Here is a 24,468-nt window from a genome sequence, read left to right as displayed (position 1 = left end):
GTCTACAGGATTGTAGTCGCGCGGGTGCCGCCTGGGCAGCGCCCACCCATCCAGTATGAGAGGGCCCTCGCCGATGGTCGCACCTCCCTTCTTCGCGGCGTCACAGCTCGCGGTGAACGTTCTCAGCGCCCAGTCCCTGCTGGCCGCCTTCGGCGTGCTGGGGGTCGGCGCGGTGCTGTTCGCCGAGACAGGGCTGCTGATCGGTTTCTTCCTGCCGGGCGACTCACTGCTGTTCACGGCCGGCCTGCTGTGCACCGGCGGCGCCGACCGCGGGGTGAAGCTGTCGTTGCCGCCGCTGCTGGTCGCGGCGGCATTGGGCGCACTGGCGGGCGCGCAGTGCGGGTACCTGCTCGGCAGGAAGGCGGGCGGAGCGCTGCTCACGCGCAGCCGCTCCTCACGCCTGCACGAAGGAGCGCAGCGGGCCGAGGAACTGCTGGAGCGGTACGGGTACGCGAAGGCGATCGTCCTGGCCCGCTTCGTCCCGGTGGTGCGTACGGTGCTCAATCCGATGGCGGGCGCCCTCGGCGTGCCCGCGCGGACGTTCACGGTGTGGCAGGTGGCCGGCGGGCTCGTGTGGAGCCTGGGCCTCACACTCGCCGGGTACGGTCTCGGGTCCACGATCCCCAGCATCGACACCTACCTGCTGCCGGTGATCGCGCTCATCGTGATCGTGTCGCTCATCCCGCTCGCCGTCGAGGTACGCCGTTCCCGTGACGCGGCCAGGGCCAAGGCTTCCGAGGCCGGAGAGGCGCGCGGATGACTCTCACCTTCCGCGGATCCTCGATCGACGGGCCCGCCTACACGGATGTGGTGCGGCTGTCGGACCGCGCACCCTCCTGGCTGGACCACGTGATCTCGCTCTGGTCGACCTACGGGCTCGCTCTCTTCGCCCTGTTCATGATCGTCGGCTGGTGGCGGGCCCGCCGGACCGGCGGCCAGGCTGCGCTGATCGCACTGGCCGTCCCGGTGGTGGTGGTGCTGTCGTACGCCGCGGACTCCATCCTGAAGCTGGTCGTGCGCGAGGACCGCCCCTGTCAGAGCCTGCACGTGAACACGCTGGAGGCGTGTCCGGCCGCAGGCGACTGGTCCTTCCCGAGCAACCACGCGGCCGTCGCCGCCGCGGCAGCGGTCGCCCTGTTCTTCGTCTCCCGCCGACTGGGCGCGGTCGCCGCCCTCGCCGCGGCGGCCATGGCCGCGTCGCGGGTCTGGGTCGGTGTGCACTACCCGCACGACGCGCTGGCGGGTCTCGTGGTCGGCGCGCTCGTCGCCCTGGGCACGATGGCCATGCTCAAGCGGCGGCAGGACGCCCTGGCCCGGCGGATCGCGGCAACCCGGCTGCGACCGCTGCTGATGTCATGAAGGGCCGGGAAGCGGCCGAACTCGCGGCCGGCACGGGCCTCGGCGCGTGGAGCGCCTTCGCCGTGCTGGCCGTGATCGTCACCGGCGGCGACGGCGCTCCCCTGTTCGTCGACCAGAGCCTGTTGTCCTGGTCCGTCGGCCACCGCCCGGACGTGGCAGTGGCCCTGGCCCGCGGGCTGACGGCGACCGGGACGGGCGCCGTGCCCTATGTGCTCGTCGCCCTCGCCGGCGTCGTCGCGGGACGGACGCTGCGGCAGCGGCTGGCGGCGGGGGCGCTGGGGCTCCTGTGCCTCTGGGCTGGTCAGGCCGTGCGGTTCGGCGTGATGTCGCTGATCGCACGGCCGCGCCCGCCGCTCGCTGACTGGGACGCGCACGCCTCGGGCTGGTCGTTCCCCTCCGGTCACACCACCACGGCGGCCCTCACCGCCGGACTGGTGATCCTCGCGATATGCGCCCGCGGCCCGCGCGGGCGGACGCCGGTCTGTCTGGCTGTCGGCTGCTGGGGCGTATCGGTCGGACTGACCCGTGTGTACCTGGGCGTGCACTGGTTCAGCGACGTGGTCGGTGGCTGGCTCTTCGCCGTCGGCTGGCTCGGAGTATGCCTGTACGTGGCGGCCCGCCTGCTGCCCGCCGGGCTCATCACACGGACAACGAACACGGCCGACGCGTCGTTGGAGGAACATGCGCCCCAAGATCCTGATCGTCGAGGACGATCACGCCCTGCGTGACGTTCTGCGACGCGGCCTGAGCGACGAGGACTTCGACACCGTGCCCGCTGCCGACGGCGCCGCCGCCCTGCGGCTCGCCACCGGCGACGTGGACGCGGCCGTGCTGGACGTGGGCCTGCCGGACGCGGACGGACGGGACGTGTGCCAGGCGATGCGCGCGAACGGGTTCCTCGCGCCCGTCGTCTTCCTGACCGCTCACCACCGGCCGCCGGACCGCTTGGGGGGGTTCTCAGCCGGCGGCGACGACTATCTGACCAAGCCGTTCCACCTCGCCGAACTCGCCGCCCGGCTGCGCGCGGCCCTCAAGCGCGCCGGCTCCGGCGTCGGCGCCGCCACCGCCGCCATCGCCGGAGACCTGGCTCTCGACCCGGTCCGGCACCGCGCCACAGTCCGCGGCGTGCCGGTCGACCTGACGCCGACCGAGTTCCGGCTGCTCGCCGCGCTCATGACGGCGTCGGGGGACCTCGTGCGCCGCCGCGACCTCGTCCGGGCCGGGTGGCCCGAGGGTGCCCAGGTCAGCGACAACACCCTCGATCAGTATCTGACCCGGCTGCGCCGCAAGCTGCGCGAGACGGGAAGCGGGCTGACGATCGGCACCGCCCGCGGGATCGGCCACCGTCTGTCATGACCTCGATACTCGCCCGGCTCGCGCCACGTACCCTACGCGGCCGCCTCTCCCTGGTCGCCCTCACCACGGCCGCGCTGCTGATGACCGTGCTGACCGTGGTGTTCAACATCGTCGTCCGCCACCACCTCCAGCGCCAGGCGGACGACGAACTGCGCAACCGGGCCGCCGCCGTCGCCACGACCGTCGACACGTCCGGCCCGACCGTGCGGGTGCTGGAGACGGCCAACGACGGCCTCCTCGACGCGAATGTGTGGATCTATTCCGGCGCCCGGCTGCTGGAACAGCCGCCGTCGCCCGTCCCCGCGCTGAGCCGCGCCGCCGGACGGCTCGCCGCACGCGGCGGGCCGGACTGCACTGACGTCCCCGCCGACGGCCACCAGCCCGGACGCATACGGCTGTGCCCCCTGCCCATACAGGACGGCGAGCGTCCCGTCACCGTGATCACAGCCCTGGACCTCGCCCCGTATCGGAGTTCGGCGGACACGTTCCTGCTGGGCTCTCTCGTCCTGGATGCCGCGATGCTCGCCTGCACCTACGCCCTCACCCGCCTGGCGGTGGGCCGTGCGCTGCGTCCTGTGCGCTCCATGACGGAGCAGGCCACGCTGTGGAGCACCGTGGCTTCCGAGGAGCGTTTCAGCCCGGAGCGCCGCCCGGCCGAACTCGCCCTGCTGGGCGCCTCCCTCGACACGCTCCTGGACCGCATCCGAGCGGCGCTGCGCCACGAACGGCAGCTCACCGGGGAGCTCTCGCACGAACTGCGCACCCCGCTCAGCCGGATCGTCGCCGAACTGGACTGGTGGCAGGCCAGGCCGCGGTCGACCGCCGAGACGGAGGCGTGCCACGAGGCCGTCGCCGACGCCGCGCGGTCGATGCGCACGATCTGCGACACGCTCCTGGACGACGCGCGCGACGGGACGCGCACCCTGCCGGGCACCTCCGAGGTCCGGCCCGTGCTGCGCCGTCTGGTCGGACACTTCGACGTCCCGGACGGCGTGACAGTCGTCCTCGACGATCACGACGACGCGCCCCTGGAGGCCGGTGTCCCGTCGGCCCTCCTCGAACGCATCGTCAGCCCGTTGCTCGCCAACGCCTTCCGGTACGCACGGTCGAGCGTGGTACTGAGCGCGGCGCGCGAAACCGACGGCGTGTGCGTCGAGGTCACCGACGACGGTCCCGGCGTGCCGGCGGACTTCGCCGGGCGCCTCTTCCAGCCCGGCCGGAGGGCGGACCCGGACGACGGACACGGCGGAGCCGGCCTCGGACTGCCGCTCGCACGGCGTCTGGCGCGCTCCGCCGGGGGCGAGGTGTCCCACGATCCCGGGCACGCGCCCGGTTCGCGGTTCACGGTCAGGCTGCCCGCCGGGTGACCGTCACACCGCCCGCCGGGCGAGGCGCTCCTGCTCGGTGACGTCCTTGCGGGTCACCGCCAGGTACACGACCAGGCCGAGGATGACCGTGAGGAACAGCGCGCTGGTGACGACGGTGCCGAAGCCAGGCCGCCGTCGCTGGTGGGCTGGCAGCGGTAGTCGCCCGCCGAGACGCCCAGCGGCCGGGTGAGGACGTACGCGATCCAGAAGCTCCACACGGGGTTCAGGCCGAGCGCGAAGTGCGCCACCGCCACCGCGGCGATCACCAGCGCGAGGAGGACCGCGGAGACCCATCGGGCCGGGCGAAGGCGCTGCCGTGGCGCAGATCGCCATGGAACAGCTCCGGGGCTTTACCCAGGCATTACCGTCCGACCGTCCCAGCCGACGGCCTCACCATCACGGTCGGCGTCGGCGCGTCCCTCTTCGACGACCGCTACGGCCTCGCCACAGCCAAGCCCCGCCGCCTCACCCCCATGCGGACCTTCCCCAACGACAACCTCAAGCCCGCCCAGTGCCACGGCGACCTGTCCCTGCAGATCTGCGCCGTCCGTCAGGACACAGTCGTGCACGCGCTGCGCGACATCGCCCGGCACACCCGGGGGGCCATGCAGATCAAGTGGCGCATCGACGGCTTCCAGAACGCGCCCCGCCCCACCGGCGCCCAGCGCAACCTGCTCGGATTCAAGGACGGCATCGCCAACCCCGACGTCACCTCCGCCCGAGAGAACAACCGCCTCATATGGGTCCGGGGCGGCGACAGCGAGCCCGCATGGGCCAGAGACGGCAGCTACCAGGTGATCCGCGTCATCCGCATGCTCGTCGAGTTCTGGGACCGGGTCTCCCTCACCGAGCAGGAGAAGATGTTCGGCCGCCGCAAGGACACCGGAGCCCCGCTCGACGGCGCCGAGGAGACCGACCTCCCCCGCTACGCCAAGGATCCGCACGGCAACGCGATCCCCCTCGACGCCCACATCCGCCTCGCCAACCCACGCACCGCCGCCACTGACGACTCCCGCATTCTGCGCCGCGGCTACAACTACGACCGCGGTATCGACGACGTCGGCAACCTCGACATGGGCCTGGTCTTCTGCTGCTACCAGCAGGACACCAAGCGCCAGTTCGAGGCCACCCAGACCCGTCTGATCGACGAACCCCTCGTCGACTACATCTCACCCACCGGCGGCGGCTACTTCTTCGCCCTGCCCGGAGTCCGCGACACCGAGGACTGGTTCGGCCGCGGACTGCTCGCGACCTGACTCTGATGCGGGAAGCCCTCCCCTTTTGCGGTACTGCCCCGGCTTTCGAAGGTGTCCGCCGCTCCATGCCCCGCCGCACAGCGGCGTGGTGACGAGAACGCCCGGTGCGTGCCCGCATGTTCGCCCCTCAGTGGGCGAGCGTGGACCGCGCGGCGCGGGTGACCCACAGCAGGACGAGCGCGGCGGCCTGGATGCCGGTGACGACAACGATCAGAAGTGGGACGGAGATGTCGTACAGGACCCCGGCCAAGGCGCCGCCGACCAGCGCGGCCGCGCCCATGATCCCGGCGAAAACGCCGTACGCGGTGGCCCGGCGGCCCACGGGTACGAGGTCGGCGACGGTGGCACGCAACGTGGACTCCTGGACCCCGACGGCGGCGCCCCACACCAGCGCGCCCGCCACGGCGACCCCCACCTTGTCGGTGAAGGCCAGGGCCGGAACGGCGGCGGACAGCAGCGGCAGGACGACCAGGACCTGGGCGCCGAACCGGTCGTACAGCCAGCCCGTGACCAGCGCCGCCACCGCGTCCGCCGCCATGGCCGCCGCGTAGAGCACCGGCACCATCGCGGTCGGCACCAGGTGTCGGACGACCAGGTGGTAGGAGAGCACACCGAAGGTGGCGAAACCGGTCAGGGTCGCGGCGGTGAAGACCGCGTAGGCCCAGAAGGCCCGCGGCAGCTTCCTCTCCCGGGACCCGGCAGGGCCCGGTGCCTCGGGCCGGTCCGGCTCCTCGGGCGCCGCCGCGCCGACGGTCGTCTCATATCCCACAGGTTCGGGAACCCTGGCGCGCAGCCACAGCAGCAGCGCTATGGCGGCCACGCCGGGCAGCGCGAGCACCCCGAGCGCCGGGGCGTAGTCGCCGCCGGTGAGGGCGAGGACCCCGGCCACCGTGAGCGGGCCGATGAGCGCGCCGACCTGGTCCATCGCCTCGTGCACCGCGAAGCCGCGGCCCCTTCCGGTGGCGGCGGTGGCGTGCGAGAGGAGGGTGTCCTTGGCCGGGGAGCGAACCGCCTTGCCGACCCGTTCCGCGATCACCAGGGCGCATGCCGCCCACAGCACGCCGGTCAGACCGAGCACCGGGACGCTGGCCGCGGTCAGCACGTATCCGGCGATCGTCCATGCCCAGAAGCGGCGGCTGCGGTCGGCCAGCGGTCCCGAAGCCAGACGCAGTCCGAGCGCGGCGGCCTCGCCCGCCCCCGTGACCACGCCGACCACGGCCGCGGAGGCGCCCAGGTGAGCGAGCAGCGGGCCGGTGACGGAACGAGCGCCCTCGTAGACGAAGTCCATCAGCAGGCTGACGCCCCCGAACACCAACACGAACCGCCACGCCGAGAGACCCAGGGCAGGTGGGTCCGACGGTTCGGGTGTGGCGGACGTGGTGCGGACGGGCTTCACGAGCTCCTCCCCGAGGGCGTCGCGTGCCCGGCAGGCCGGACATCGCCTCCTGAACACCGGACCACCTCCTGGTGGCGCTCTCCGCCTCACAGACGAATCCGGCAGGCTCATCCTCTCTCGGCACGCCGCGGCAGTCAGGTGCGGAGGGGGACGCAGGACGCTCTCCCTCGCCTGCCGGACGAGCGTGGCGCCGTTTCGCGCTCAGTCGGCCCGCGCGGTGGCGCGGTCGCAGTCGCCCGTCTCCGGAGGCAGGGCCGCGGCCGGGGCGAGGCTGCGGCGCTCCTGAGCATGGGCGTAACCCGTAAGACCGGCCAGTACGGCCAACAGCACGGCCGACGAGCCCGCCGTACCGAGGTCGAGACCGCCCTTCGCGACCGGCTTGGTCAGGAAGTCGCCGGCTGTCGCACCGAGCGGGCGGGTCAGCACGAAGGCAATCCAGAACAGGAGCACGTTCGGCACGACGGGCACCCGCATCAGGGCCACCAGTACCACCAGGACGCCGGTCACCAGCGCCGCCCCGCCGGCATAGCCGAGGCCCGAACTGTCGGACAGAAAGTCGCCCATCGAGGTGCCGAGCGTGTTGGAGACGAGGATCGCCGACCAGAACAGCGCCTCCCCGCGGAAGCTGACGATGTCCCGGATGACGAACGTCATCCCCGTCAGCTTCCAGACGGCGAAGACGACGACCAGGACCGAGATCAGGATCGCCGCGCCCGTCGGGTAGCCCAGGCCGAGGCCCTGCGGCCCCCAGCCCAGCGAAGCGGTGCCGCTCGAAAGGTACTTGGCGCCGGCGTCGCGGTTCATGAAGTCGGACATCGTGGTGCCGGCCATGCTGGTCGACAGGATGACCGTCCAGTAGAAGAACGGGTTGTAGCGGCGGGAGCGCAACTGAACGACCAGGGTCACCACGAAGAGCAGGAACAGAGTGATCGTGGTGAGGAAGTAGCCGAGCTTCAGGGTCTGGGCGAACAGGTCGCCGGCCGTCTCGCCCAGGGTCGTCGCCGCGATCTTCATGATCCAGAAGGCGAGGGTGACCTCAGGCAGTTTCTTCATCACCGACCTGGCCGTGGTCGCGGCGCGTCGCTGCGGGGCGGCAGCGTCTAAGTCGGTGAGGACTTCGGGGTTCTCCATGGTCGGACACTCCTCTTCGTGGGGGGTGTGCAAGGGCACCCGTCTCCGCGAGGGGGACGGGCGCCTTGCGACACACGGGCCGACCGCGCCGGCCGGCCGTGGTGTCCGACCTTGTCGGTGATCGTCTGAACGCTTCCTGAACGCGTTCCCAACCGTTCAGGCCGCCTGCCGCGTCACTCGCGCGGGTTCCGCGGCGTCCTTTCGGGTCACCGCCAGGTACACCACCAGGCCGAGGATGACGGCCAGGAAGAGCCCGCTCGTGACGACGGTGCCGAACCCGAGGCCGCCGTCGCCGGTCGGCTGGGACAGGTAGTCGCCGATCGAGGCGCCGAGCGGACGGGTGAGGATATAGGCGATCCAGAAGCTCCACACCGCGTCCAGGCCCAGCGCGAAGTGCGCGACCGCCACGGCGGCGATGGCCAGGGCGAACAGAACCGCCGCGAGCCAGTAGCCGAGGTCCATGCGCTCGGAGACCAGGTCACCGGCCGCCGTGCCGAGGGCGAAGGTGAACAGCACCGCCAGCCAGTAGAACGACTCACGGCTCGTGGTGTCGATGCTGTGGATGGAGAGGGTGCGCTCGCGGCGGTACCAGACGACGAACACGACGGCGAGAAGGACGGCGAACACAGCGGTGCTCGTCTCCAGCGGCACGCCCATGTTGTCGGTGAGGTTGTCGCTGATCAGCGTGCCGACCACGCTGATCAGAGCGACAGCGAGCCAGTAGACGCCGGCCCGGTAGGCGTTCGTACGGAACTGGACGACCAGGACCACCGCGAGCAGCGCGCTCATCAGGACCGACACGCCCGTCAGGCCCAGTCCGGCCTTCTCGTTGAGCAGGTCGGCCGCGGTCTCGCCGACCGTCGTGCACAGCACCTTGATGATCCAGAAGTAGGCGGTGACCTCGGGGACCTTGTTCCAGCGCAGACGGCGGGAGGGGCGACCGGAGGCAGTCGGGTCCGGTTCGGCCTCGGGAGTCTCGGAGAGTTCGTAGGTCATGGGCAGGACGTTGCCAGCGGTTACCTGAACGCATCCTGACTGCCGCGCGGCTTTCCCGGTGCGCTGAGTCCGGCCTGATCACGATGGGGCCATGCATACCCGCGCCGCGTCCTGGCTGCGGCACCGGCTCGGCCGCGCCGTCGTCCTCGCCTACGTCCTCGCCCTGGTCCTGCCCGCGCCCGGCCTGTGGCTGCGCCACCCCCGGCCCTTACCGCCGACGCACCTGACACTGCACACCGCACCGCTCCTGCTGTCCCTGGTCCTGTTCTCGGCCGGGCTCCAGGTACCCGTCCGCGCGCTGGGCCGCCTGCTGCGGCGGCCGAAGGCCCTGCTCGCCGGGCTCGTGCTGCACCTCGCGATCCCGCTGGCGGTGCTGCCGCTCGTCGCGTTCCTGTTGCGGCGCACCCCCGACACCGACGGCGGCAGCGGACTGCTCACCGCGATGATCCTCGTCGTGGCGATGCCCGTCGCCGCCGGAGCCACCGTATGGACCGACAAGGGCGACGGCGACCAGCCGACAATGGTGGGCCTCGTCCTGGCCTCCACCCTCCTCAGCCCGCTCACCACCCCCTTGCTGCTGGCAACGCTGTCGCCGCTGCTCAGCGGCGGCTACGCGCACACCCTCGCCGCCACCGGCCGACTGGCCCAGGGCGGATTCGCCCTCACCGCCGTGGTCCTTCCCTGTGCGGCGGGCCTGCTGAGCACGCTCGTCCTGCCCGCGCGGTGGCTGGGCCGTCTCGTCACGACGGTGGCACCGGCGGCCATGGCCGGTTCGCTGGTCCTGACCTACGTCAACGCCAGCGGAGCCCTCGGCTCCGTCCTCACCCGGCCCCGCCCGCTGCTGTTCGCCGCCGCCCTGGCCGTGGCCGCCCTGGTCTGCCTGCTCTCCTTCGTCCTCGGCCGGGTCGCCGCCCGCGTCCTGCGGCTGGAAGCGGGTACCGCCTCGTCGCTGACGCTCGCCTGCGGCATGAACAACAGCAGCGCGAGCGCGGTGCTGATCACCGCGTCCCTGCCCGACAAACCTCACCTGCTGCTGCCGGTCCTCGCCTACGGACTGCTGCAGAAGACCGCCGCGAGCCGGATCGTCACCCGCCTGGGACCGGCTCCCGCTCTCACGCCAGGCGCCTGAACGGTCTTCAGCAACCGTCCTCGGAGTCGGCTTCCTCATGGCGTACGGGGACGAGCAGAGTGAAGGCGGCCGGGCGGCGGCCGGTCAGGGAGAGTCTGCCGCCGAGGGAGACGGCCAGGTCGCGGGCGAGGGACAGCCCGATGCCGGAGCCCGGTTCCGGGCCGGTGTGACCGCGATCGAACAGCCGGCCGGCCTCGCCGTCCACGGCGCCCTCGTCGGTGACGTCGAAGGCGACGGCTTCGCCGAGGTCGCGGGCCGTGAGTCGTACGGTGCCGTGCCCGTGGACGCGGGCGTTGTCCAACAGGACGCCGAGGATCTCGGTGACGGGGACGCCGGGGACGCGGGCGTCGTCGGCCGCATCGACGGTCGCGCACTCCAGGCGTCTGCCGTCGCGCGCGAACATTCCGTGCCACCGCACCTCGATCTCGCGCAGCAGCCGTGGCACGGAGGTGTCCGGCGCGGGCCGGCGCGGCAGGCCGCGGGAGCGGGACAGGCGCAGCACCTCCTCCACCGTGCCGTGCAGGCGGCGCGTGGTGGCCAGTGCCTCCTCCAGGGCCGCCCGCGTCCGGGCGTCGTCGTCCTGGGCGAGCCCCGCCTCCAGGGTGAGCTGGAGCCCGGTCAGCGGGGTGCGTAGCTGGTGGGAGGCGTTGGTGGTGAAGTCCCTTTCGTGGCGCAGGAGTTCGGTCAGGCTGTGCAGCATCTCGTTGTGGGTGTGCGCGACCTGGTCGATCTCGGCGACGCTGCTGGGGGCTGCCCGGGCGCTCAGGTCACCGGCGGTGACGGCCTGGCAGTGGCGGGAGAGGTCCTCCAGCGGCACGGCCAGCACCCGCGCCTGCCGACGGGCGACGAGGACGGCCACCGTCAGCGCGAGGGCACAGACTCCGGCAAGGACAGCCCAGGCGAGCAGGTAACGGTCGCGTACGGCGGATGCCGGTGAGGAGGCCCGTACGACGCCGATCACCCGCTCGGCGTGCGAGACGGGCACGGCGACGACCAGGTCACCGCCCGACCGGCCGCGCACCACCTCCGCGGCCAGTGCCCGTCGCACGGCGCTGTCGCCGGTACGGGGGCCGGTGCCGGCCCGCAGCCGCAGGCCGAGGTCGTACAGTCCGAGGCGCCCGCCGGCCGGGGGCGCGGGCAGTTCCACTGGGTCGCCGGTCGTGTAGTCCGGGCTGACGCGCACGGCGCCGGACAGCGCCGCCCGTTCCAGGGTGTCGCGCTGGTCGGCGTACAGGGACGACCTGATCGCCAGGGCCAGCGGGACGGCGAGGAGGACGACGGCGACCAGGGCGGCGGTGAGGGCGACTCGCACCACGCGCTGTCTCATGCCCCCATCTTGCGGCCCCCCGACCGGCCCGTGCGCGGTGCGCCACGCGCTTTTGCCGTCGTCTAACCGTCGGCGTGCGGGGCGTTAACCGTCGGCCTCCTAGCGTCGGTGGCATGACCGGAAGACAGTTCCCCGGCAGTTCCTCGGGAGGGCAGTGACCATGTCGTACGCACGTACTTCCGCCGGCGTCGTCGTAGTGACGGTGGTCGCCGCGGTGATCGCGGGGTGTTCCGGATCGTCGTCCGGGACGCAGTCCGGTTCGGCTTCCACGGTGTCGTCCACGTCGCCGGCGCAGCCCAGTCCGGCGCCCACCGAGTCGAACCCGCCCGGTGACATCCCCGACAACCAGGTCTTCGTGGCCTACCGGCCCACCAGCGGGTTCACCGCATTCACGGTGAAGGTGCCGGAGGGCTGGGCCCGCACAGGCAAGGGCGCCACGACCGTGTTCACGGACAAACTGAACAGCGTCCAGATCACGACGGCCGCCGCCACCACCGCGCCGACCGTCACCTCGCTCACGAACACCGTCGTACCCCGACTGCGCACCCAGGTGCCGAATTTCGCGTCCCCGAAGGTCTCGCAGGTGACCCGTCACGCGGGTCAGGTCGTCCTTCTCACCTATCAGGGCGACTCGGCCAAGGATCCGGTCACCGGCAAAGTGGTGCGGGACGCGTTCGAGCGGTACGCCTTCTACCGGCAGGGCCACGAGGTGGACCTGACGCTGTCCGGCCCGGTGAACGCCGACAACGTCGATCCGTGGCGGACCGTCAGCGACTCGCTTGCGTGGCGGTGAGTGCGATGCCCGCAGGTACGAACGACGACGGGGTGCTGGCCGCCCGGGAGCTGTACCGCTTCTACCGGGCGGGCGAGGAGGAGACGCTCGCGTTGCGCGGGGTGTCGCTGCGGGTGCGGCAGGGTGAGACGGTCGCCGTCGTCGGCCCCTCAGGGGCGGGCAAGTCGACCCTGCTGGCGTGCCTGGCCGGCCTCGACGAGCCGTCGGGCGGCGAGGTCCGGGTGTCGGGGGTACGGATCAGCCACCGGCCCGAGACCGAGCGCGCCCGGCTGCGCGCCCGGCATCTGGGCGTGCTCCTTCAGTCCCGCAACCTGCTGCCGCATCTGTCCGTGCGCGACAACATCCGACTCGCCCAGCACGCGGTGCGCGGCCGGCCCGCCGTGCGGGCCGAGGCGCTGCTGGAGCAGGTGGGGCTCGGGCAGCGGGCGAGCGCGCTGCCGCGGCAGTTGTCCGGCGGTGAGCTGGCGCGCGCCGGACTGGCCGTCGCGCTGGCCAACTCCCCGGCCGTGCTGCTGGCCGACGAGCCGACCGGCGAACTCGACGGCGGCACCGAGGAGTTGGTGCTGCGGATGCTGCGGGACCGGGCGGCGGACGGCTGCGCGGTGCTGATCGTGACGCACAGCGCGGAGGCGGTGCGGGGCGCCGACCGGGTGATCGCACTGGACGACGGGCGGGTTCACGAGGGGCACGAAGGAACCGTGCATACGAAGGGGGACGAGGGAACCGTGCATACGAAGGGGGACGGTCATGTCCACCGCTGACCTGCTCGTCTCCTGCCGGGGAGTCGCGCTCACCTTCGGCAGGGGCCCCGGCGCCGTGGTGGCCGTGCACGGCGCCGACCTGGACGTCCGCTGCGGCGACCGGCTGGCGGTCGTGGGCCCGTCCGGGTCGGGGAAGTCGTCCCTGCTGCATCTGCTGGCCGGGCTGGAACGCCCCACCAGCGGAACGATCGACCGGCCCGGACTCGACGGGCCGCGGGACATCGGTCTCGTCTTCCAGGCCGACAGCCTCATCCCCGCTCTGGATGTCACCGAGAACACCGCGCTGCCGCTGATGCTCGCCGGACCGCGGGTGGAGGAGACCCGCCGCCCGGTCGCCGAGGCGCTCGACGTGGTCGGCGCGGCCGGGCTGGCCGACCGGCTGCCCGACGAGATCTCCGGGGGTCAGGCCCAGCGGGTGGCCGTGGCCCGCGTCCTGGCACAGTCGCCCCGGCTGATCCTCGCCGACGAGCCCACCGGCCGCCTCGACCGCACCACCGGCGGACGAGTCCTGGACGCCCTGCTGGCGGCGGCCGACCGGACGGGCGCGGCCCTCGTCGTCACCACCCACGACCCGGCCGTCGCCGCCCGGCTCACCGTCCGCCGGATCATGCGCGAGGGCCGGTTGCTCGCACCCGGGTCAGCGGACGCGCCGGACCCACGAGGGAGCCTGTCATGATCACCACCTGGGCGGGCGGACTCGCCCGCCACCGCATCGGACGGCTCCTCGCCGCCGTCGCCGGGATCGCCCTCGCCGTCGGCCTGGTCGCCGCGCTCGGCTCCTTCCTCACCGCGTCCAAGGCGACCATGACCCAGCGGGCAGTGCGCTCGGTCGCCGTGGACTGGCAGGTCGAGGCACAGCCCGGCGCCGACCCGAACGTCGTCCGGGCGCTGGTGCGGGCCACCCCCGGCACACAGGCCGCGCTGCCCGTCGGCTTCGCCCGCACCACCGGCTTCACCGCCACCGTCCAGGGCAGCACCCAGACCACCGGCCCCGGCGTCGCGCTCGGCCTCCCGGCCGGCTATGGCACCTGGTTCCCCGGCGAGCTGCGCACGCTCTCCGGCTCCGGCACCGGCGTCCTGCTCGCCCAGCAGACCGCCTCCAACCTGCACGCGGCCCCCGGCGACACCATCGGCGTACGGCTGCCGGGCGCCGGGCTGCGGCAGGTGCGAGTGGACGGCGTGGTCGACCTGCCCCAGGCCGACTCGCTGTTCCAGAAGGTCGGCGCGCCCGCACAGTCCCAGCCGGCCGCTCCGCCGGACAACGTGGTGCTCCTGCCCGCCGCGCGGTTCGCATCCCTCACCCGGGGAGCCACCGACGTCACCACGCAGATCCACGTGGCCCGCGACGCGAAGCTGCCGTCCGACCCGGCCGCCGCGTTCTCCTCGGTGACCGGCGCCGCCCACAACCTGGAGGCCAGGTCGGCGGGCACCGCGCTGGTCGGCAACAATCTCGGCGCCGCGCTCGACTCCGCCCGCCAGGACGCCCTCTACGCCCAGATCCTCTTCCTCTTCCTCGGTGTCCCAGGCGCGGTCCTGGCCGCCGCCCTGACCGCGGCGGTCGCCTCGGCCGACGGCGAACGGCGCCGCCGGGAGCAGGGGCTGCTGCGGCTGCGCGGGCTGCGGCCCCGTCAGATCACCGCACTCGCGGGCCTGGAGGCCGCGCCGGTGGGGGTGGTCGGCGGCCTCGCGGGTCTCGGGCTCGCCGCGCTGACCGGCCGTATCGCGTTCGGCACCGCCTCCTTCGGGGCGAACGCGGGCACCTGGGCGCTCTGGTACGCCGTCGCTTTCGTCCTCGGCGTGGCCGTGGCCGCCGGCGCGGTGCTCGTGCCCGCCCTGCGGGACCTGCGCACGGTGACCGTCGCGGACACCGGGAAGGAGCCGGGCGGAACCCGTTCACCCTGGTGGCTGCGGTACGGCCTGGACTTCGCCCTGCTGATCGGCTCGTGGCTGGTCTTCCGCGCTTCCTCCGGCAACCAGTACGCCCTCGTCCTCGCTCCGGAGGGCGTGCCCAGCGTCTCCGTCTCCTACTGGGCGTTCCTCGGCCCCGCGCTTCTGTGGCTCGGCGCGGCACTGCTGCTGTGGCGGCTGACCCTGCTGGCTCTCGCCCACGGCCGACCGGCGCTGGCCCACCTCGCCCGTCCGTTGACCGCGACCCTCGCCACGACCACGGCGGCCGTGCTGTCGCGCCGCCGGCGTCCGCTGGCCCGCTCGGTGGTGCTGCTCGCCCTCGCCGTGTCGTTCGCGATCTCCACGGCCGTCTTCAACTCCACCTACCGCCAGCAGTCCGAGGTCGACGCCCGCCTCACCAACGGCGCGGACGTCACCGTCACCGAGCCGCCCGGCGCGCAGATCCCGCCGAGCGCGGCGGGCAGCCTGAAGGTCTCCGGCGTCCGGCACGTCGAGCCTGTCCAGCACCGCTACGCCTATGTCGGCGCCGACCTCCAGGACCTCTACGGCGTCCGGCCCGCCACCGTCGCGAAGGCGACCTCGCTCCAGGACGCCTACTTCGCGGGCGGCACCGCCGGGCAGCTGATGCGGCGGCTCACCCAGCACCCCGACAACCTGCTGGTCAGCGCGGAGACCGTGCACGACTTCCAGCTCTCCCCCGGTGACACCGTCAACCTCCGCGTCCAGGACGCCCGTACGAAGGCACTGCGTACCGTGCCCTTCCACTACGCGGGGATCGTCAAGGAGTTCCCGACCGCGCCGAAGGACAGCTTCTTCGTCGCCAACGCGGCCTACGTGGCCAAGGCGACCGGCAGCGACGCGGTCGGCGCCTTCCTGCTCGACACGGGAGGCAGCCACCAGCGGCAGATCGCCGCACATCTGCGCGAGCGGCTCGGCACCGGTGCCACGGTCACCGACCTCACGCAGACGCGCGGCACGGTCGGCACCAGCCTCACCTCCGTCGACCTGGCCGGGCTCACCCGCGTCGAACTCGCCTTCGCCGTCCTGCTGGCCGCCGGAGCAGGCGGCCTCGTCCTCGCCCTCGGACTGGCCGAACGCCGCCGCACCTTCGCCGTCGCCACCGTCCTCGGCGCCCGCAGCGGCCAACTGCGCGGCATGGTCCTCACCGAGGCCCTGCTGCTGGCCGCCGGCGGGCTCGCCGGGGGCGCTCTCATCGGGTGGGCGCTGTCCGAGATGCTCGTGAAGGTCCTGACGGGCGTCTTCGATCCGCCGCCCGCGAGCCTGTCGGTGCCGGGCGGCTACCTGGCCCTGACGGCGGGCGCGGCCGTCGTCGCCGTACTGGGCGCCGCGCTGAACGGCATCCGCAGCGCCGGCCGGCCCGCCGTGGAGGAACTGCGTGATCTGTGAGCGGCCGGGAGCGGGCGGGCCGAGCGGCTCGCCCGCTCCTAGGCTGTCCAGCATGCGCACGCACGCGAACGCCGACCGCAGCCGCCATCGCATCCTCGTCGTCGAGGACGACGACACCATCGGCCGCCATCTGGAGTCCGGCCTGCGCGGCAACGGCTACACACCGACCTGGAGCCGGACGGGTTCCGCGGCCCTGGCCGAGGCCGCGCGCACCCCGTACGACGTGCTGTTGCTCGACCTGGGGCTGCCCGACATGGACGGTCTGGACGTCGCCCGCACCCTGCGAGCCCGCCACCCGGACCTGCTGATCGTCATCCTGACGGCCCGCACCGACGACATCGACGTCATCGCCGGGCTGGACGCGGGGGCCGACGACTACCTCGTCAAGCCGTTCGGCCTGACCGTGCTGCTCGCCCGGCTCCGCGCCCATCTGCGGCGCAGGGTCGTCGCCACGCCGCCGCAGGAACCCGTCCGGCTGGCCGACCTCGTCCTGGACGGCGTCGCCCGCCGCTGCATACTGCACGACCAGGATGTCGAGCTGCGTCCCAAGGAGTTCGACCTGCTCGCCGTCCTGACCCGGCATGCGGGGGAGGCCGTCTCCCGGGAGACCCTGATGGCACAGGTCTGGGACGAGAACTGGTTCGGCTCCACCAAGACCCTCGACGTCACCATGGCCGGCCTGCGCCGCCGCCTCACGCAGGCCGCCGCCACCTCGGCCCGCCCCAGCAGCCTGCCCCGCATCACCACCCTGCGGGGGCACGGTTACCGCCTGGAACTCTGACGGGCCCCACCCGCACGGCGCACGCCGGCCCGGTACGCCGGTGGGACGCGGGCATCCGAGGCGGATCCTCAGTGCACGATCCGGTAGCGGTGTTCGGGCCGGCCGGTGGCTCCGTAGCGTAGTTCGAGCCGGACCATACCCTCCCGTACGAGGTAGGAGAGGTACCGCTGGGCCGTGGCGCGGGAGACGCCGGTGAGTTCGGCGGCCTGGGCCGCGGACAGGGGGTCGTGGGCGTCGCGCAGGACCTGGTGCAGGAGGGCGAGGGTCGGCGCGGAGTGGCCCTTGGCCGGGACCCGGGGGACGGCCGGTGGCCGGGCGGCGCTGAAGAGGGCGTCCACGTCGGCCTGGTCGGTGCGGGGGGCCAGTCCGAGGGCGTCCACGCGGTGCTGGAGTTCGCGGTAGGCGGTGAGCCGCTCGGCCAGGTCGGTGGCGCCGAACGGCTTGACCAGGTATCCCACGGCACCGAGCTTCATGGCGGTCCGTACCGAGGTGATGTCCCGGTCGGCGGTGATCATGATCGCGTCGGGGCGGGCGCCGCCCTCGTCCGCGCTGAGCTGCCGCAGCACGTCGAGTCCACTGCCGTCCGGCAGGAAGACGTCGAGCAGCAGCAGGTCGGGGTGGAGGGTGCGCACCGCGTCCAGCGTCTCGGCCACGGTCGCCGCCCGGCCGATCACCTCGAAGCCCTCGACGCGGGAGACGTAGTCGCAGTGGATGTGGCTGATGTGGAAGTCGTCGTCCACCACCAGGATCCGGATCATCCGCGGTCACCTCCTGACGGCGAGGCCGTCGTGAACTGTTCGTCCGCCGGGAGGGCGGTGGCGTCCGGCACCGGCAGCACGACGGTGAAGACCGCGCCCGGACCCTCGCTGGCCGTGATGGTGCCGCCGTGTCGCTGGGCCAGCCGGTGGACGAGGGCCAGACCGAGTCCGCGCCGGGCGGTGCCGCGGTCCGGCCGGGTCGACCAGCCGTCCTCGAAGATCGTTTCGGCGGCTCCAGGGGGAATCCCCGGGCCGCTGTCCGAGACCCGGACGAACACCTGGTCGACGGCCTCGATCAGGGAGAGCCGCACCTGGCGGCTGCCCGCCGGGGGTGGTCCGCCGGCCGCCGCGTCGATGGCGTTGTCCAGGAGGTTGCCGACGATGGTCAGCAGCCGCCGCAGGTGCGGCGGGTCCTCGCCGAGCGCGGAGTCGTCGCTGAGCGTCACCTGCACCCCGCGTTCCGCGGCCACCGTGGTCTTGGCGACGATCAGCCCCACGAGCAGCGCGTTGCCTATCCGTTCGCGTACGGACTCGGTCAGCGCCTGATCGGCGCCGGCCGATTCGACCGCGTACTCGAAGGCGGCGTCGTGGTCTCCGATGTCCAGCAGCCCGGCCACGGTGTGCATGCGGTTGGTGAACTCGTGCTGCTGGGCGCGCAGGGCGTCGGTCAGTCCGCGCACCGAGTCCAGTTCGCGCAGCAGCCCGATCAGCTCGGTGCGGTCGCGGACGGTGACCACCGCGCCCAGCTCTCGGCCGTGCAGTGTCACCGGCATCCGGTTGACCACCAGGCAGTGGTCGTCGGTCAGCACGCTGAGGTCGGCGCCGGTCAGGGTGCCGTCCAGGGCGCGGCGCAGCCGCCCGTCGGGCAACACCTCATCGAGCCTGCTGCCGAGCGCCGCGCCGAGGCCGAGCAGGGTGCGGGCCTCGTCGTTGACCACGGTGATCCTGCCGTCGGGATCGAAGGCGATCACGCCCTCCCTGATGCCGTGGAGCATGGCCTCGCGGTCCTGCAGCAGTCCGGCGATCTCCTCCAGCTCCAGCCCGAAGGTCGACCGTTTCAGCCGCCTGGCCAGCAGGAACGCTGCCGTCGAGCCGAGGGCGACGGCGATCGCGGCATACAGGCCGAAGGTGGGCAGCTCCCGCCACAGCTCGCCGAGCACATCGTGTTCCGGGATACCGGCCGACACCTCGCCGACCAGCGTGCCCGTGGGCCCGTACAGAGGAGCCTTGCCGTTGGCGGACCGCCCGGTCGCGCCCTGGTCGGAACCCACGTGGGGGCGGCCGTCCAGCACCGCGATGGGATCGCCCACCGGCTCGCCGATCAGCGCCGGGTCGGGGTGCGAGTGACGGATTCCGTGCAGGTCGATCACGACCACGTACGACGCCCCCGACGCCTTGCGGATCCGTTCGGCGACGGTCTGCACGATCCCGCCGCCGCCCCCGTGCGCCACGGCCTGCCGGATCTGCGGCTCGGCGGCGGTGGTCTGCGCGATGTCCAGTGCCCGCTGCTCGTAGGCGCGGTCGATCTCGCCCCGCTGGGCGAACGCGAACAGTACGAAGCCGATGGCTCCGGTCAGAGTCAGGATGACCAGCTGGCTGGCCAGGATCCGCGCGGAGAGCCTCCCCTTCCCGCCGCGGCCGATCCGGATACGGATGGGCATCACAGGTGCCTACGCCCTTGTCGTGCTGCCGGGTACGGCCCCTGCGCCGTACCCGTGGTGGCGTGATTGTGTCCCACCGAGGACATTCTGCCCACCCCCCGGCCTACTGAGCAGAACGCGCAGAACCCCTGTTAACACGACTATCGCGAGATACGTGTGAAACAGCGACGTAATACGGGGCGGCCTTTAGCGTCTGCCTTCCTCGACCTCCGAGGTGAGGAAAGGAGACAGTCTCAGATGGCTTCGCGAAATGACGTCGCGGTGAGCCCGGTCGCCGCAAAAGTCGGCCGGGACAGCGCTCGAGTCGAGATTTCAGGACTCACCAAACGATTTCTGACTCCTACGGGTGAGGTGTTCACGGCGCTTGAGGACGTCTCCTTCACCGTGGAGCCGGGCCAGTTCTGCGCGGTGGTGGGCCCGACCGGCTGCGGCAAGTCGACGACGCTGAGCATGGTGTCCGGGCTCGACCGGCCCAGCGAGGGCTCGGTCAAGGTCGGCGGCCGTGAAGTGGACGGCGTCGCCGACGGCGTCAGCTTCATGTTCCAGACCGACGCGCTGCTGCCCTGGAAGACCGTCCTCGGCAACGTCCTGATGGGCCCGGTCTTCCGCGGCGTCCCCAAGCAGCAGGCGCAGGCGTCGGCACGCGACTGGCTACGCCGGGTGGGTCTGACGGGGTTCGAGGACCGATACCCGCACCAACTCTCCGGTGGTATGCGCAAGCGCGTGGCGATGGCCGCGGCGCTGATCAACGAGCCCAAGATCCTGATCATGGACGAACCGTTCGGCGCCCTGGACGTGCAGACCAAGGCGATCATGTCGACCGAACTGCTCGGCTTGTGGGAGCAGATCCGTCCGTCGGTCATCTTCATCACCCACGACCTCGACGAGGCCGTGGCACTGGCCGACCGGGTCGTCGTCATGACGTCCAGCCCCGGGTCGGTCAAGGCGGTCTTCGACATCGATCTGCCGCGCCCGCGCGGCGCGGTCCAGGAGATCCGCTTCCAGCCCCGCTTCATCGACCTTCAGCACCAGATCTGGGAAACGCTGCGCGAGGAGGTGGAGCGCGCCTACGCCCGCACCGCAGGAGGTACGGCATGAGCACGACGTCCGCAGTTCCCGCCACGCTGGTCAAGGGCGGCGCACCGTCCTCGGCCGCTGTCGCCGCGAAGCGGGCCGCCCGGCGGCGCACCGCGCAGGTGTGGGCGGCCCGGATCGGCCTCGCGGCCGTCGTCATCGGCGGCTGGCAGGCGTTCACCACCTGGGGCGTCGTCGACCCGTTCTTCTTCGGGCAGCCGTCCGGCATCGCCAGGCGGCTGGTCGACCTCTTCCGGAACGGCACCGAGTTCGGGTCCTTCTACGCCAACATCTGGACCACCATCCAGGAGGCGCTCGCGGGCTTCGCCCTCGGGGCGGTCACCGGCGTGGTCTTCGGCGTCACGCTCGGCCAGAGCCGCTTCCTCGCCGACGTGCTCGGCCCCTACATCAAGATGGTCAACGCGATCCCGCGGATCGTCCTCGGCTCGATCTTCATCGTCGCGTTCGGCATCGGCGTGCTGCCGAAGATCCTGCTCGCCGCGGTGCTGGTGTTCTTCATCGTCTTCTTCAACGCCTTCCAGGGCGTGCGTGAGGTCGACCGCAACATCCTCGCCAACGCGAAGGTGCTCGGCGCCTCACAGACGCAGATCACCCGGCACGTCATCGTGCCGTCCGCGCTCACCTGGATCATCGCCAGCCTGCACAGCGCCTTCGGCTTCGCCATCGTCGGCGCGCTGGTCGGCGAGGTGCTCGGCGCGCAGAGCGGTCTCGGCCTGGTCATCAAGACCGCACAGAACAACTTCGACCCCAACGGCGTGTTCGCCACGATGCTCGTCATCTCGGTCATCGTGCTCGGCGCCGAGTGGCTCATCGGCAAGCTCGAACACCGGCTGCTGTCCTGGCGCCCACCGGCTCCGTCCGCGGCCAACTCCCTCTGAGAACACAGCACTTCCCTCTACTTCATCACAGACTTGTAGCAAAGGAATGTGGTCAGCCATGTCCAGACGACCCGTCGCCGTCGCCGCGTCCGTCCTCACCGTCCTCGCCCTCGGCGCCGTCAGCGCCTGTTCCAGCACCTCGTCCGCCTCGACCGGCGGTTCGGGTTCCGTTCCGACCGTCAAGCTCATGGCCGGCGGCCTCGACAAGCAGATCTACCTCCCGTACCAGCTCGCCCAGCAGCTCGGCTTCTACAAGAAGTACGGCGTCGACGTCCAGCTGAGCACCGAGCAGGACGGCGGTGTCGGCGCCGAGGAAGCCATGGCCTCGGGGCAGGTGGACATGGCGGGCGCCTGGTACAACCACACGATCGAGTTCCAGGCGAAGGGCAAGGCGGTCGAGGACGTCGTCCAGCTCTCCGGCGCGCCGGGCGAGCGCGAGATGTGCACCACGAAGTCGGGCGTCCACTCGGGCTCCGACTTCAAGGGAAAGACCCTCGGCGTCACCGACCTGGGGTCGGGCACCGACACCCTCACCCAGTTCCTGGCCGCCAAGCAGGGCGTCAAGACCAGCCAGTTCCACCGGATCGCGGTCGGCGCGGGGTCCACCGCCGTCGCCGCGCTGCAGAAGGGCAAGGTCGACTGTGTCATGACGACGCAGCCGACGGTGGCCGCGATCCAGAAGAAGGGCGTCGGCTCCTCCGCCATCGACCTGGCCACCACCTCCGGCGCCACGGCGGCGATGGGCGGCGCCTATCCCGCGGCCAGTGTGCTCGCCCTCACCGACTGGGTGAACTCGCACAAGGCCACCGTGCAGAAGGTCGTCGACGCGCTCGTCGCCACCATGCACTGGATCAACACCCACAGCGCCGCCGACATCGCGAACAAGCTGCCGGCGTCGTACGTCTCGAACCAGTTGGTGACCAAGGCCGACTACATCTCGGCCCTGAACGAGGACAAGGGCCAGTTCCTCCCCGACGGCCTGATGCCGGCCGGCGGCCCGAAGACCTCGCTGGCCACCGAGCAACTGGTCGGCAACGTGAAGTCGTCGGTGGACCTCAGCAAGACGTTCACCAATGACTTCGCCGTCCAGGCCAACAAGACCGAGGGCTTCAAGACCACCACGACCCCGGCCATGAGCGCGTCCTGACCGGCCACCGTTCCTCGGTTCAGTCCTCGTTGGGCCGGGCGAGCCTTCGGTCGTAGGCGAAGATCACGGCCTGGACGCGGTCGCGGGCTCCGATCTTGGCCAGGACGCGGCCGACGTGCGTCTTGACGGTGGACTCGGACAGGACGAACCGGGCGGCGATCTCACCGTTGGTCCAGCCCTTGCCGACGGCGACGAGGATCTCTCGCTCGCGGTCGGTGAGTGAGGCGAGTCCCGGGTCCTCGGCAGGGTCCGCGCGGTGCGCGGGGACGTAGCGGGCGTACTCCTCCAGGAGACGGCGGGTGAGGGCGGGCGCGATGACGGCGTCGCCGGAGGCGACGGCGCGGATGCCGGCGAGGAGCTCCTCGGGGCGCGCGTCCTTGAGGAGGAAGCCGCTGGCGCCGGCACGGAGGGCGGCGTGGACGTATTCGTCCAGGTCGAAGGTGGTGAGTACCAGGACGCGCGAGCGGCCGCCGGCGGCGACGATGCGACGGGTGGCCTCGATGCCGTCCATGCCGGGCATGCGGACGTCCATCAGGACGACGTCCGGGCGCAGTTCGGCGGCCTTGCGAACAGCCTCGGCGCCGTGGGCGGCCTCCCCGACGACGTCGGTCTCGGCGACGGAGTCCAGGAGGAGGTGGAAGCCGTAGCGTTGCAGCGGCTGATCGTCCACGATGAGGACGGTGGTCATCGGTCACCGCCCTGGGGTGTGAGGTCGAGGACGGCCTCGACGCTCCATCCTCCGCCGCCCGTCGGCCCCGCGCTCACGGTGCCGCCGTACAGAGCCGCTCTCTCCCGCATGCCCACCAGGCCGTGTCCTTCCTCGTTCGGCGGCCCGGACCGTACGGCCGGGCCGGTGTCCTGGACCTGGATGTTCAGCCGGCTGTCCTCGACGAGGATCGCCAGGTGCACCCGGGAGTCGGTGGCCGCGTGCTTCAGGGTGTTGGTGAGGGCTTCCTGGACGATGCGGTACACCGTCAGCTGTACCCCGCCGTCCAGGGCGTCGACGTCGCCGGAGGTCCGGTAGACGACCTCCAGACCGGCAGTGCGCACACCCTCACACAGCGCTTCGACGTCCCCGACACCGGGCTGCGGACTGAGTTCCAGCGCCCCGGCAGGGCCGTCGGACGCCTCCCGCAGGACACCCAGCACGCGCCGCAGCTCACCGAGGGCCGTCCGGCCGGTGTCGCCGATAAGCTGAAGAGCCTCCTTGCCCCGTTCGGGAGCGATGTCGGTGGCGTAGGAGCCCGCGTCGGCGAGCGTGATGATGACGGACAGGTTGTGGCCGACGATGTCGTGCATCTCGCGGGCGACCCGGGTGCGTTCGGCGGCCGTGGCCAGCCTGCTGCGCTGGTCACGCTCGATCTCCAGGCGGGCGGCCCGGTCTCGCAGCCCGGCGAGCTGGGCCCGGCGGGTCCGTACCATCAGGCCGAGCGCCAGGGCCGCGGTCGCCGTGCTCAGCAGGAAGAACAGCGCGTCCCAGACGGACACCGCCGCGGAAGCGCGCACCGCGACCAGCACGATGCCGGCCGCCATGGCCCCGCAGGCCCACGGCAGCTGCCGCAGCCGCCCGTGCAGAGCCAGGCTGTACAGGGCGATGAACAGGGCGACGTCGGCGCGCAGCGCGGCACCCAGCGACCACTGGAGGACGAACACGGCCGTGATGGCGGCGAAGGCCGCCATGGGCCTGCGGCGCCGCCACAGCAGCGGCAGCACGAGACCGGCCTGCAGGGCGAGCATGGCAGGCGGAGGAAGCCGGGTGAAGGCGAGTCTGAACCGGCGTGGGGCGTCGCCGTCCCCGGCGCCCCCGTGCAGCAGATCCGGCAGGCAGAACACCAGGAAGACCAGCACCACCACCGCGGTGTCCAGCACCCATGGATGCGCCCGGTCCGCGTGCCGCAGCCGCTGGCCGCCCCGGCTTAGCCGGGCGACCAGCGGCCCCATCCCGCCGATGTCGTCGGTGGT

Annotated in this window: 24 protein-coding genes; 15 read left to right on the top strand and 9 right to left on the bottom strand. The window is 72.1% G+C overall.

Going from position 1 to position 24,468, the window contains the following annotated elements; all coding sequences use genetic code 11:
* The first annotated feature begins 73 nt into the window (after window positions 1–73).
* The 5 genes from ACN6LD_RS11850 to ACN6LD_RS11830 are packed head-to-tail and all read left to right on the top strand — an operon-like array spanning window position 74 to window position 4,082.
* Window positions 74–760: a DedA family protein gene (locus ACN6LD_RS11850; protein ID WP_445043117.1), complete on the top strand. Its 687-nt coding sequence runs from the start codon at window positions 74–76 to the stop codon at window positions 758–760.
* The gene (locus tag ACN6LD_RS11845; protein WP_445043116.1) at window positions 757–1,359 is read left to right on the top strand and encodes a phosphatase PAP2 family protein; all 603 of its coding nucleotides are present in this window, start codon (window positions 757–759) and stop codon (window positions 1,357–1,359) included. The genes ACN6LD_RS11850 and ACN6LD_RS11845 overlap by 4 nt, the downstream gene beginning before the upstream one ends.
* Complete coding sequence (locus tag ACN6LD_RS11840; protein ID WP_445043115.1) at window positions 1,356–2,087, top strand: phosphatase PAP2 family protein; 732 nt, start codon at window positions 1,356–1,358, stop codon at window positions 2,085–2,087. Before ACN6LD_RS11845 ends, ACN6LD_RS11840 begins: the two co-directional genes overlap by 4 nt.
* The gene (locus ACN6LD_RS11835) at window positions 2,041–2,715 is read left to right on the top strand and encodes a response regulator transcription factor (RefSeq protein ID WP_445043114.1); all 675 of its coding nucleotides are present in this window, start codon (window positions 2,041–2,043) and stop codon (window positions 2,713–2,715) included. The genes ACN6LD_RS11840 and ACN6LD_RS11835 overlap by 47 nt, the downstream gene beginning before the upstream one ends.
* Complete coding sequence (locus tag ACN6LD_RS11830) at window positions 2,712–4,082, top strand: sensor histidine kinase (RefSeq protein ID WP_445043113.1); 1,371 nt, start codon at window positions 2,712–2,714, stop codon at window positions 4,080–4,082. Before ACN6LD_RS11835 ends, ACN6LD_RS11830 begins: the two co-directional genes overlap by 4 nt.
* A gap of 3 nt (window positions 4,083–4,085) precedes the next feature.
* Here the strand turns inward: ACN6LD_RS11830 and ACN6LD_RS11825 are convergent, their stop codons facing one another.
* Complete coding sequence (locus tag ACN6LD_RS11825) at window positions 4,086–4,298, bottom strand: hypothetical protein (protein WP_445043112.1); 213 nt, start codon at window positions 4,296–4,298, stop codon at window positions 4,086–4,088.
* 23 nt (window positions 4,299–4,321) lie between these two features.
* Here ACN6LD_RS11825 and ACN6LD_RS11820 point away from each other — a divergent pair, with 23 nt between their 5' ends.
* Window positions 4,322–5,338 carry a Dyp-type peroxidase gene (locus ACN6LD_RS11820; protein ID WP_445043111.1) on the top strand — a complete coding sequence of 339 codons (1,017 nt, stop codon included), beginning with the start codon at window positions 4,322–4,324 and terminating at the stop codon, window positions 5,336–5,338.
* Window positions 5,339–5,465: 127 nt separating this feature from the next.
* Here ACN6LD_RS11820 and ACN6LD_RS11815 read toward each other — a convergent pair whose 3' ends face one another.
* From ACN6LD_RS11815 to ACN6LD_RS11805, 3 genes are all read right to left on the bottom strand, one after another.
* Entirely contained in the window at window positions 5,466–6,734 is a 1,269-nt protein-coding gene (locus ACN6LD_RS11815; RefSeq protein WP_445043110.1) for an MFS transporter, read from the bottom strand.
* A 201-nt stretch (window positions 6,735–6,935) separates the two neighbouring features.
* Window positions 6,936–7,865, bottom strand: coding sequence for a COG4705 family protein (locus tag ACN6LD_RS11810; protein ID WP_445043109.1), 930 nt, complete (start codon window positions 7,863–7,865; stop codon window positions 6,936–6,938).
* A 156-nt stretch (window positions 7,866–8,021) separates the two neighbouring features.
* Window positions 8,022–8,861: a COG4705 family protein gene (locus ACN6LD_RS11805; protein WP_445043108.1), complete on the bottom strand. Its 840-nt coding sequence runs from the start codon at window positions 8,859–8,861 to the stop codon at window positions 8,022–8,024.
* A gap of 91 nt (window positions 8,862–8,952) precedes the next feature.
* Between ACN6LD_RS11805 and ACN6LD_RS11800 the strand changes: the two genes are divergently transcribed.
* Window positions 8,953–9,990: a sodium-dependent transporter gene (locus ACN6LD_RS11800; protein ID WP_445043107.1), complete on the top strand. Its 1,038-nt coding sequence runs from the start codon at window positions 8,953–8,955 to the stop codon at window positions 9,988–9,990.
* 7 nt (window positions 9,991–9,997) lie between these two features.
* Here the strand turns inward: ACN6LD_RS11800 and ACN6LD_RS11795 are convergent, their stop codons facing one another.
* On the bottom strand, window positions 9,998–11,317 hold the full coding sequence (locus ACN6LD_RS11795; RefSeq protein ID WP_445043106.1) for a histidine kinase dimerization/phospho-acceptor domain-containing protein: 1,320 nt from the start codon (window positions 11,315–11,317) through the stop codon (window positions 9,998–10,000).
* A 160-nt stretch (window positions 11,318–11,477) separates the two neighbouring features.
* Between ACN6LD_RS11795 and ACN6LD_RS11790 the strand changes: the two genes are divergently transcribed.
* The 5 genes from ACN6LD_RS11790 to ACN6LD_RS11770 are packed head-to-tail and all read left to right on the top strand — an operon-like array spanning window position 11,478 to window position 16,967.
* Window positions 11,478–12,110: a hypothetical protein gene (locus ACN6LD_RS11790; RefSeq protein ID WP_445043105.1), complete on the top strand. Its 633-nt coding sequence runs from the start codon at window positions 11,478–11,480 to the stop codon at window positions 12,108–12,110.
* 5 nt (window positions 12,111–12,115) lie between these two features.
* Entirely contained in the window at window positions 12,116–12,871 is a 756-nt protein-coding gene (locus ACN6LD_RS11785) for an ABC transporter ATP-binding protein (protein ID WP_445043104.1), read from the top strand.
* The gene (locus tag ACN6LD_RS11780) at window positions 12,858–13,547 is read left to right on the top strand and encodes an ABC transporter ATP-binding protein (protein ID WP_445043103.1); all 690 of its coding nucleotides are present in this window, start codon (window positions 12,858–12,860) and stop codon (window positions 13,545–13,547) included. Before ACN6LD_RS11785 ends, ACN6LD_RS11780 begins: the two co-directional genes overlap by 14 nt.
* Entirely contained in the window at window positions 13,544–16,186 is a 2,643-nt protein-coding gene (locus tag ACN6LD_RS11775; RefSeq protein WP_445043102.1) for an FtsX-like permease family protein, read from the top strand. The genes ACN6LD_RS11780 and ACN6LD_RS11775 overlap by 4 nt, the downstream gene beginning before the upstream one ends.
* 52 nt (window positions 16,187–16,238) lie before the next feature.
* Window positions 16,239–16,967, top strand: a complete 729-nt coding sequence (locus ACN6LD_RS11770; RefSeq protein ID WP_445043101.1) for a response regulator transcription factor — start codon at window positions 16,239–16,241, stop codon at window positions 16,965–16,967.
* Window positions 16,968–17,035: 68 nt separating this feature from the next.
* Here ACN6LD_RS11770 and ACN6LD_RS11765 read toward each other — a convergent pair whose 3' ends face one another.
* Window positions 17,036–17,725: a response regulator gene (locus ACN6LD_RS11765; RefSeq protein ID WP_445043100.1), complete on the bottom strand. Its 690-nt coding sequence runs from the start codon at window positions 17,723–17,725 to the stop codon at window positions 17,036–17,038.
* Window positions 17,722–19,386 (bottom strand): ATP-binding protein, encoded by a 1,665-nt coding sequence (locus ACN6LD_RS11760; protein ID WP_445043099.1) that lies wholly within the window; start codon window positions 19,384–19,386, stop codon window positions 17,722–17,724. Before ACN6LD_RS11760 ends, ACN6LD_RS11765 begins: the two co-directional genes overlap by 4 nt.
* A gap of 237 nt (window positions 19,387–19,623) precedes the next feature.
* On the opposite strand from ACN6LD_RS11760, the gene ACN6LD_RS11755 reads away from it, so the two are divergent.
* The 3 genes from ACN6LD_RS11755 to ACN6LD_RS11745 are packed head-to-tail and all read left to right on the top strand — an operon-like array spanning window position 19,624 to window position 22,506.
* Entirely contained in the window at window positions 19,624–20,484 is an 861-nt protein-coding gene (locus ACN6LD_RS11755; RefSeq protein ID WP_445043098.1) for an ABC transporter ATP-binding protein, read from the top strand.
* Window positions 20,481–21,359 (top strand): ABC transporter permease, encoded by an 879-nt coding sequence (locus tag ACN6LD_RS11750; RefSeq protein WP_445043097.1) that lies wholly within the window; start codon window positions 20,481–20,483, stop codon window positions 21,357–21,359. Before ACN6LD_RS11755 ends, ACN6LD_RS11750 begins: the two co-directional genes overlap by 4 nt.
* Window positions 21,360–21,417: 58 nt before the next feature.
* Entirely contained in the window at window positions 21,418–22,506 is a 1,089-nt protein-coding gene (locus tag ACN6LD_RS11745; protein WP_445043096.1) for an ABC transporter substrate-binding protein, read from the top strand.
* A 19-nt stretch (window positions 22,507–22,525) separates the two neighbouring features.
* On the opposite strand, the gene ACN6LD_RS11740 is transcribed toward ACN6LD_RS11745, so the two are convergent.
* Complete coding sequence (locus tag ACN6LD_RS11740; protein ID WP_445043095.1) at window positions 22,526–23,194, bottom strand: response regulator; 669 nt, start codon at window positions 23,192–23,194, stop codon at window positions 22,526–22,528.
* Window positions 23,191–24,447 (bottom strand): sensor histidine kinase, encoded by a 1,257-nt coding sequence (locus ACN6LD_RS11735; protein WP_445043138.1) that lies wholly within the window; start codon window positions 24,445–24,447, stop codon window positions 23,191–23,193. The genes ACN6LD_RS11740 and ACN6LD_RS11735 overlap by 4 nt, the downstream gene beginning before the upstream one ends.
* Between the last annotated feature and the right edge of the window lie 21 nt (window positions 24,448–24,468).

The organism is Streptomyces sp. SAS_272 (genome assembly GCF_052543235.1).
This window is presented reverse-complemented; position numbering and strand designations above follow the sequence as displayed.

Coding starts and splice junctions, on each gene's coding strand:
- ACN6LD_RS11850 (WP_445043117.1), top strand. CDS start 74: ATGGTCGCACCTCCCTTCTTCGCGGCGTCACAGCTCGCGGTGAACGTT.
- ACN6LD_RS11845 (WP_445043116.1), top strand. CDS start 757: ATGACTCTCACCTTCCGCGGATCCTCGATCGACGGGCCCGCCTACACG.
- ACN6LD_RS11840 (WP_445043115.1), top strand. CDS start 1,356: ATGAAGGGCCGGGAAGCGGCCGAACTCGCGGCCGGCACGGGCCTCGGC.
- ACN6LD_RS11835 (WP_445043114.1), top strand. CDS start 2,041: ATGCGCCCCAAGATCCTGATCGTCGAGGACGATCACGCCCTGCGTGAC.
- ACN6LD_RS11830 (WP_445043113.1), top strand. CDS start 2,712: ATGACCTCGATACTCGCCCGGCTCGCGCCACGTACCCTACGCGGCCGC.
- ACN6LD_RS11810 (WP_445043109.1), bottom strand. CDS start 7,865: ATGGAGAACCCCGAAGTCCTCACCGACTTAGACGCTGCCGCCCCGCAG.
- ACN6LD_RS11805 (WP_445043108.1), bottom strand. CDS start 8,861: ATGACCTACGAACTCTCCGAGACTCCCGAGGCCGAACCGGACCCGACT.
- ACN6LD_RS11800 (WP_445043107.1), top strand. CDS start 8,953: ATGCATACCCGCGCCGCGTCCTGGCTGCGGCACCGGCTCGGCCGCGCC.
- ACN6LD_RS11795 (WP_445043106.1), bottom strand. CDS start 11,317: ATGAGACAGCGCGTGGTGCGAGTCGCCCTCACCGCCGCCCTGGTCGCC.
- ACN6LD_RS11790 (WP_445043105.1), top strand. CDS start 11,478: ATGTCGTACGCACGTACTTCCGCCGGCGTCGTCGTAGTGACGGTGGTC.
- ACN6LD_RS11785 (WP_445043104.1), top strand. CDS start 12,116: ATGCCCGCAGGTACGAACGACGACGGGGTGCTGGCCGCCCGGGAGCTG.
- ACN6LD_RS11780 (WP_445043103.1), top strand. CDS start 12,858: ATGTCCACCGCTGACCTGCTCGTCTCCTGCCGGGGAGTCGCGCTCACC.
- ACN6LD_RS11775 (WP_445043102.1), top strand. CDS start 13,544: ATGATCACCACCTGGGCGGGCGGACTCGCCCGCCACCGCATCGGACGG.
- ACN6LD_RS11770 (WP_445043101.1), top strand. CDS start 16,239: ATGCGCACGCACGCGAACGCCGACCGCAGCCGCCATCGCATCCTCGTC.
- ACN6LD_RS11765 (WP_445043100.1), bottom strand. CDS start 17,725: ATGATCCGGATCCTGGTGGTGGACGACGACTTCCACATCAGCCACATC.
- ACN6LD_RS11760 (WP_445043099.1), bottom strand. CDS start 19,386: ATGCCCATCCGTATCCGGATCGGCCGCGGCGGGAAGGGGAGGCTCTCC.
- ACN6LD_RS11755 (WP_445043098.1), top strand. CDS start 19,624: ATGGCTTCGCGAAATGACGTCGCGGTGAGCCCGGTCGCCGCAAAAGTC.
- ACN6LD_RS11750 (WP_445043097.1), top strand. CDS start 20,481: ATGAGCACGACGTCCGCAGTTCCCGCCACGCTGGTCAAGGGCGGCGCA.
- ACN6LD_RS11745 (WP_445043096.1), top strand. CDS start 21,418: ATGTCCAGACGACCCGTCGCCGTCGCCGCGTCCGTCCTCACCGTCCTC.
- ACN6LD_RS11740 (WP_445043095.1), bottom strand. CDS start 23,194: ATGACCACCGTCCTCATCGTGGACGATCAGCCGCTGCAACGCTACGGC.
- ACN6LD_RS11735 (WP_445043138.1), bottom strand. CDS start 24,447: ATGGGGCCGCTGGTCGCCCGGCTAAGCCGGGGCGGCCAGCGGCTGCGG.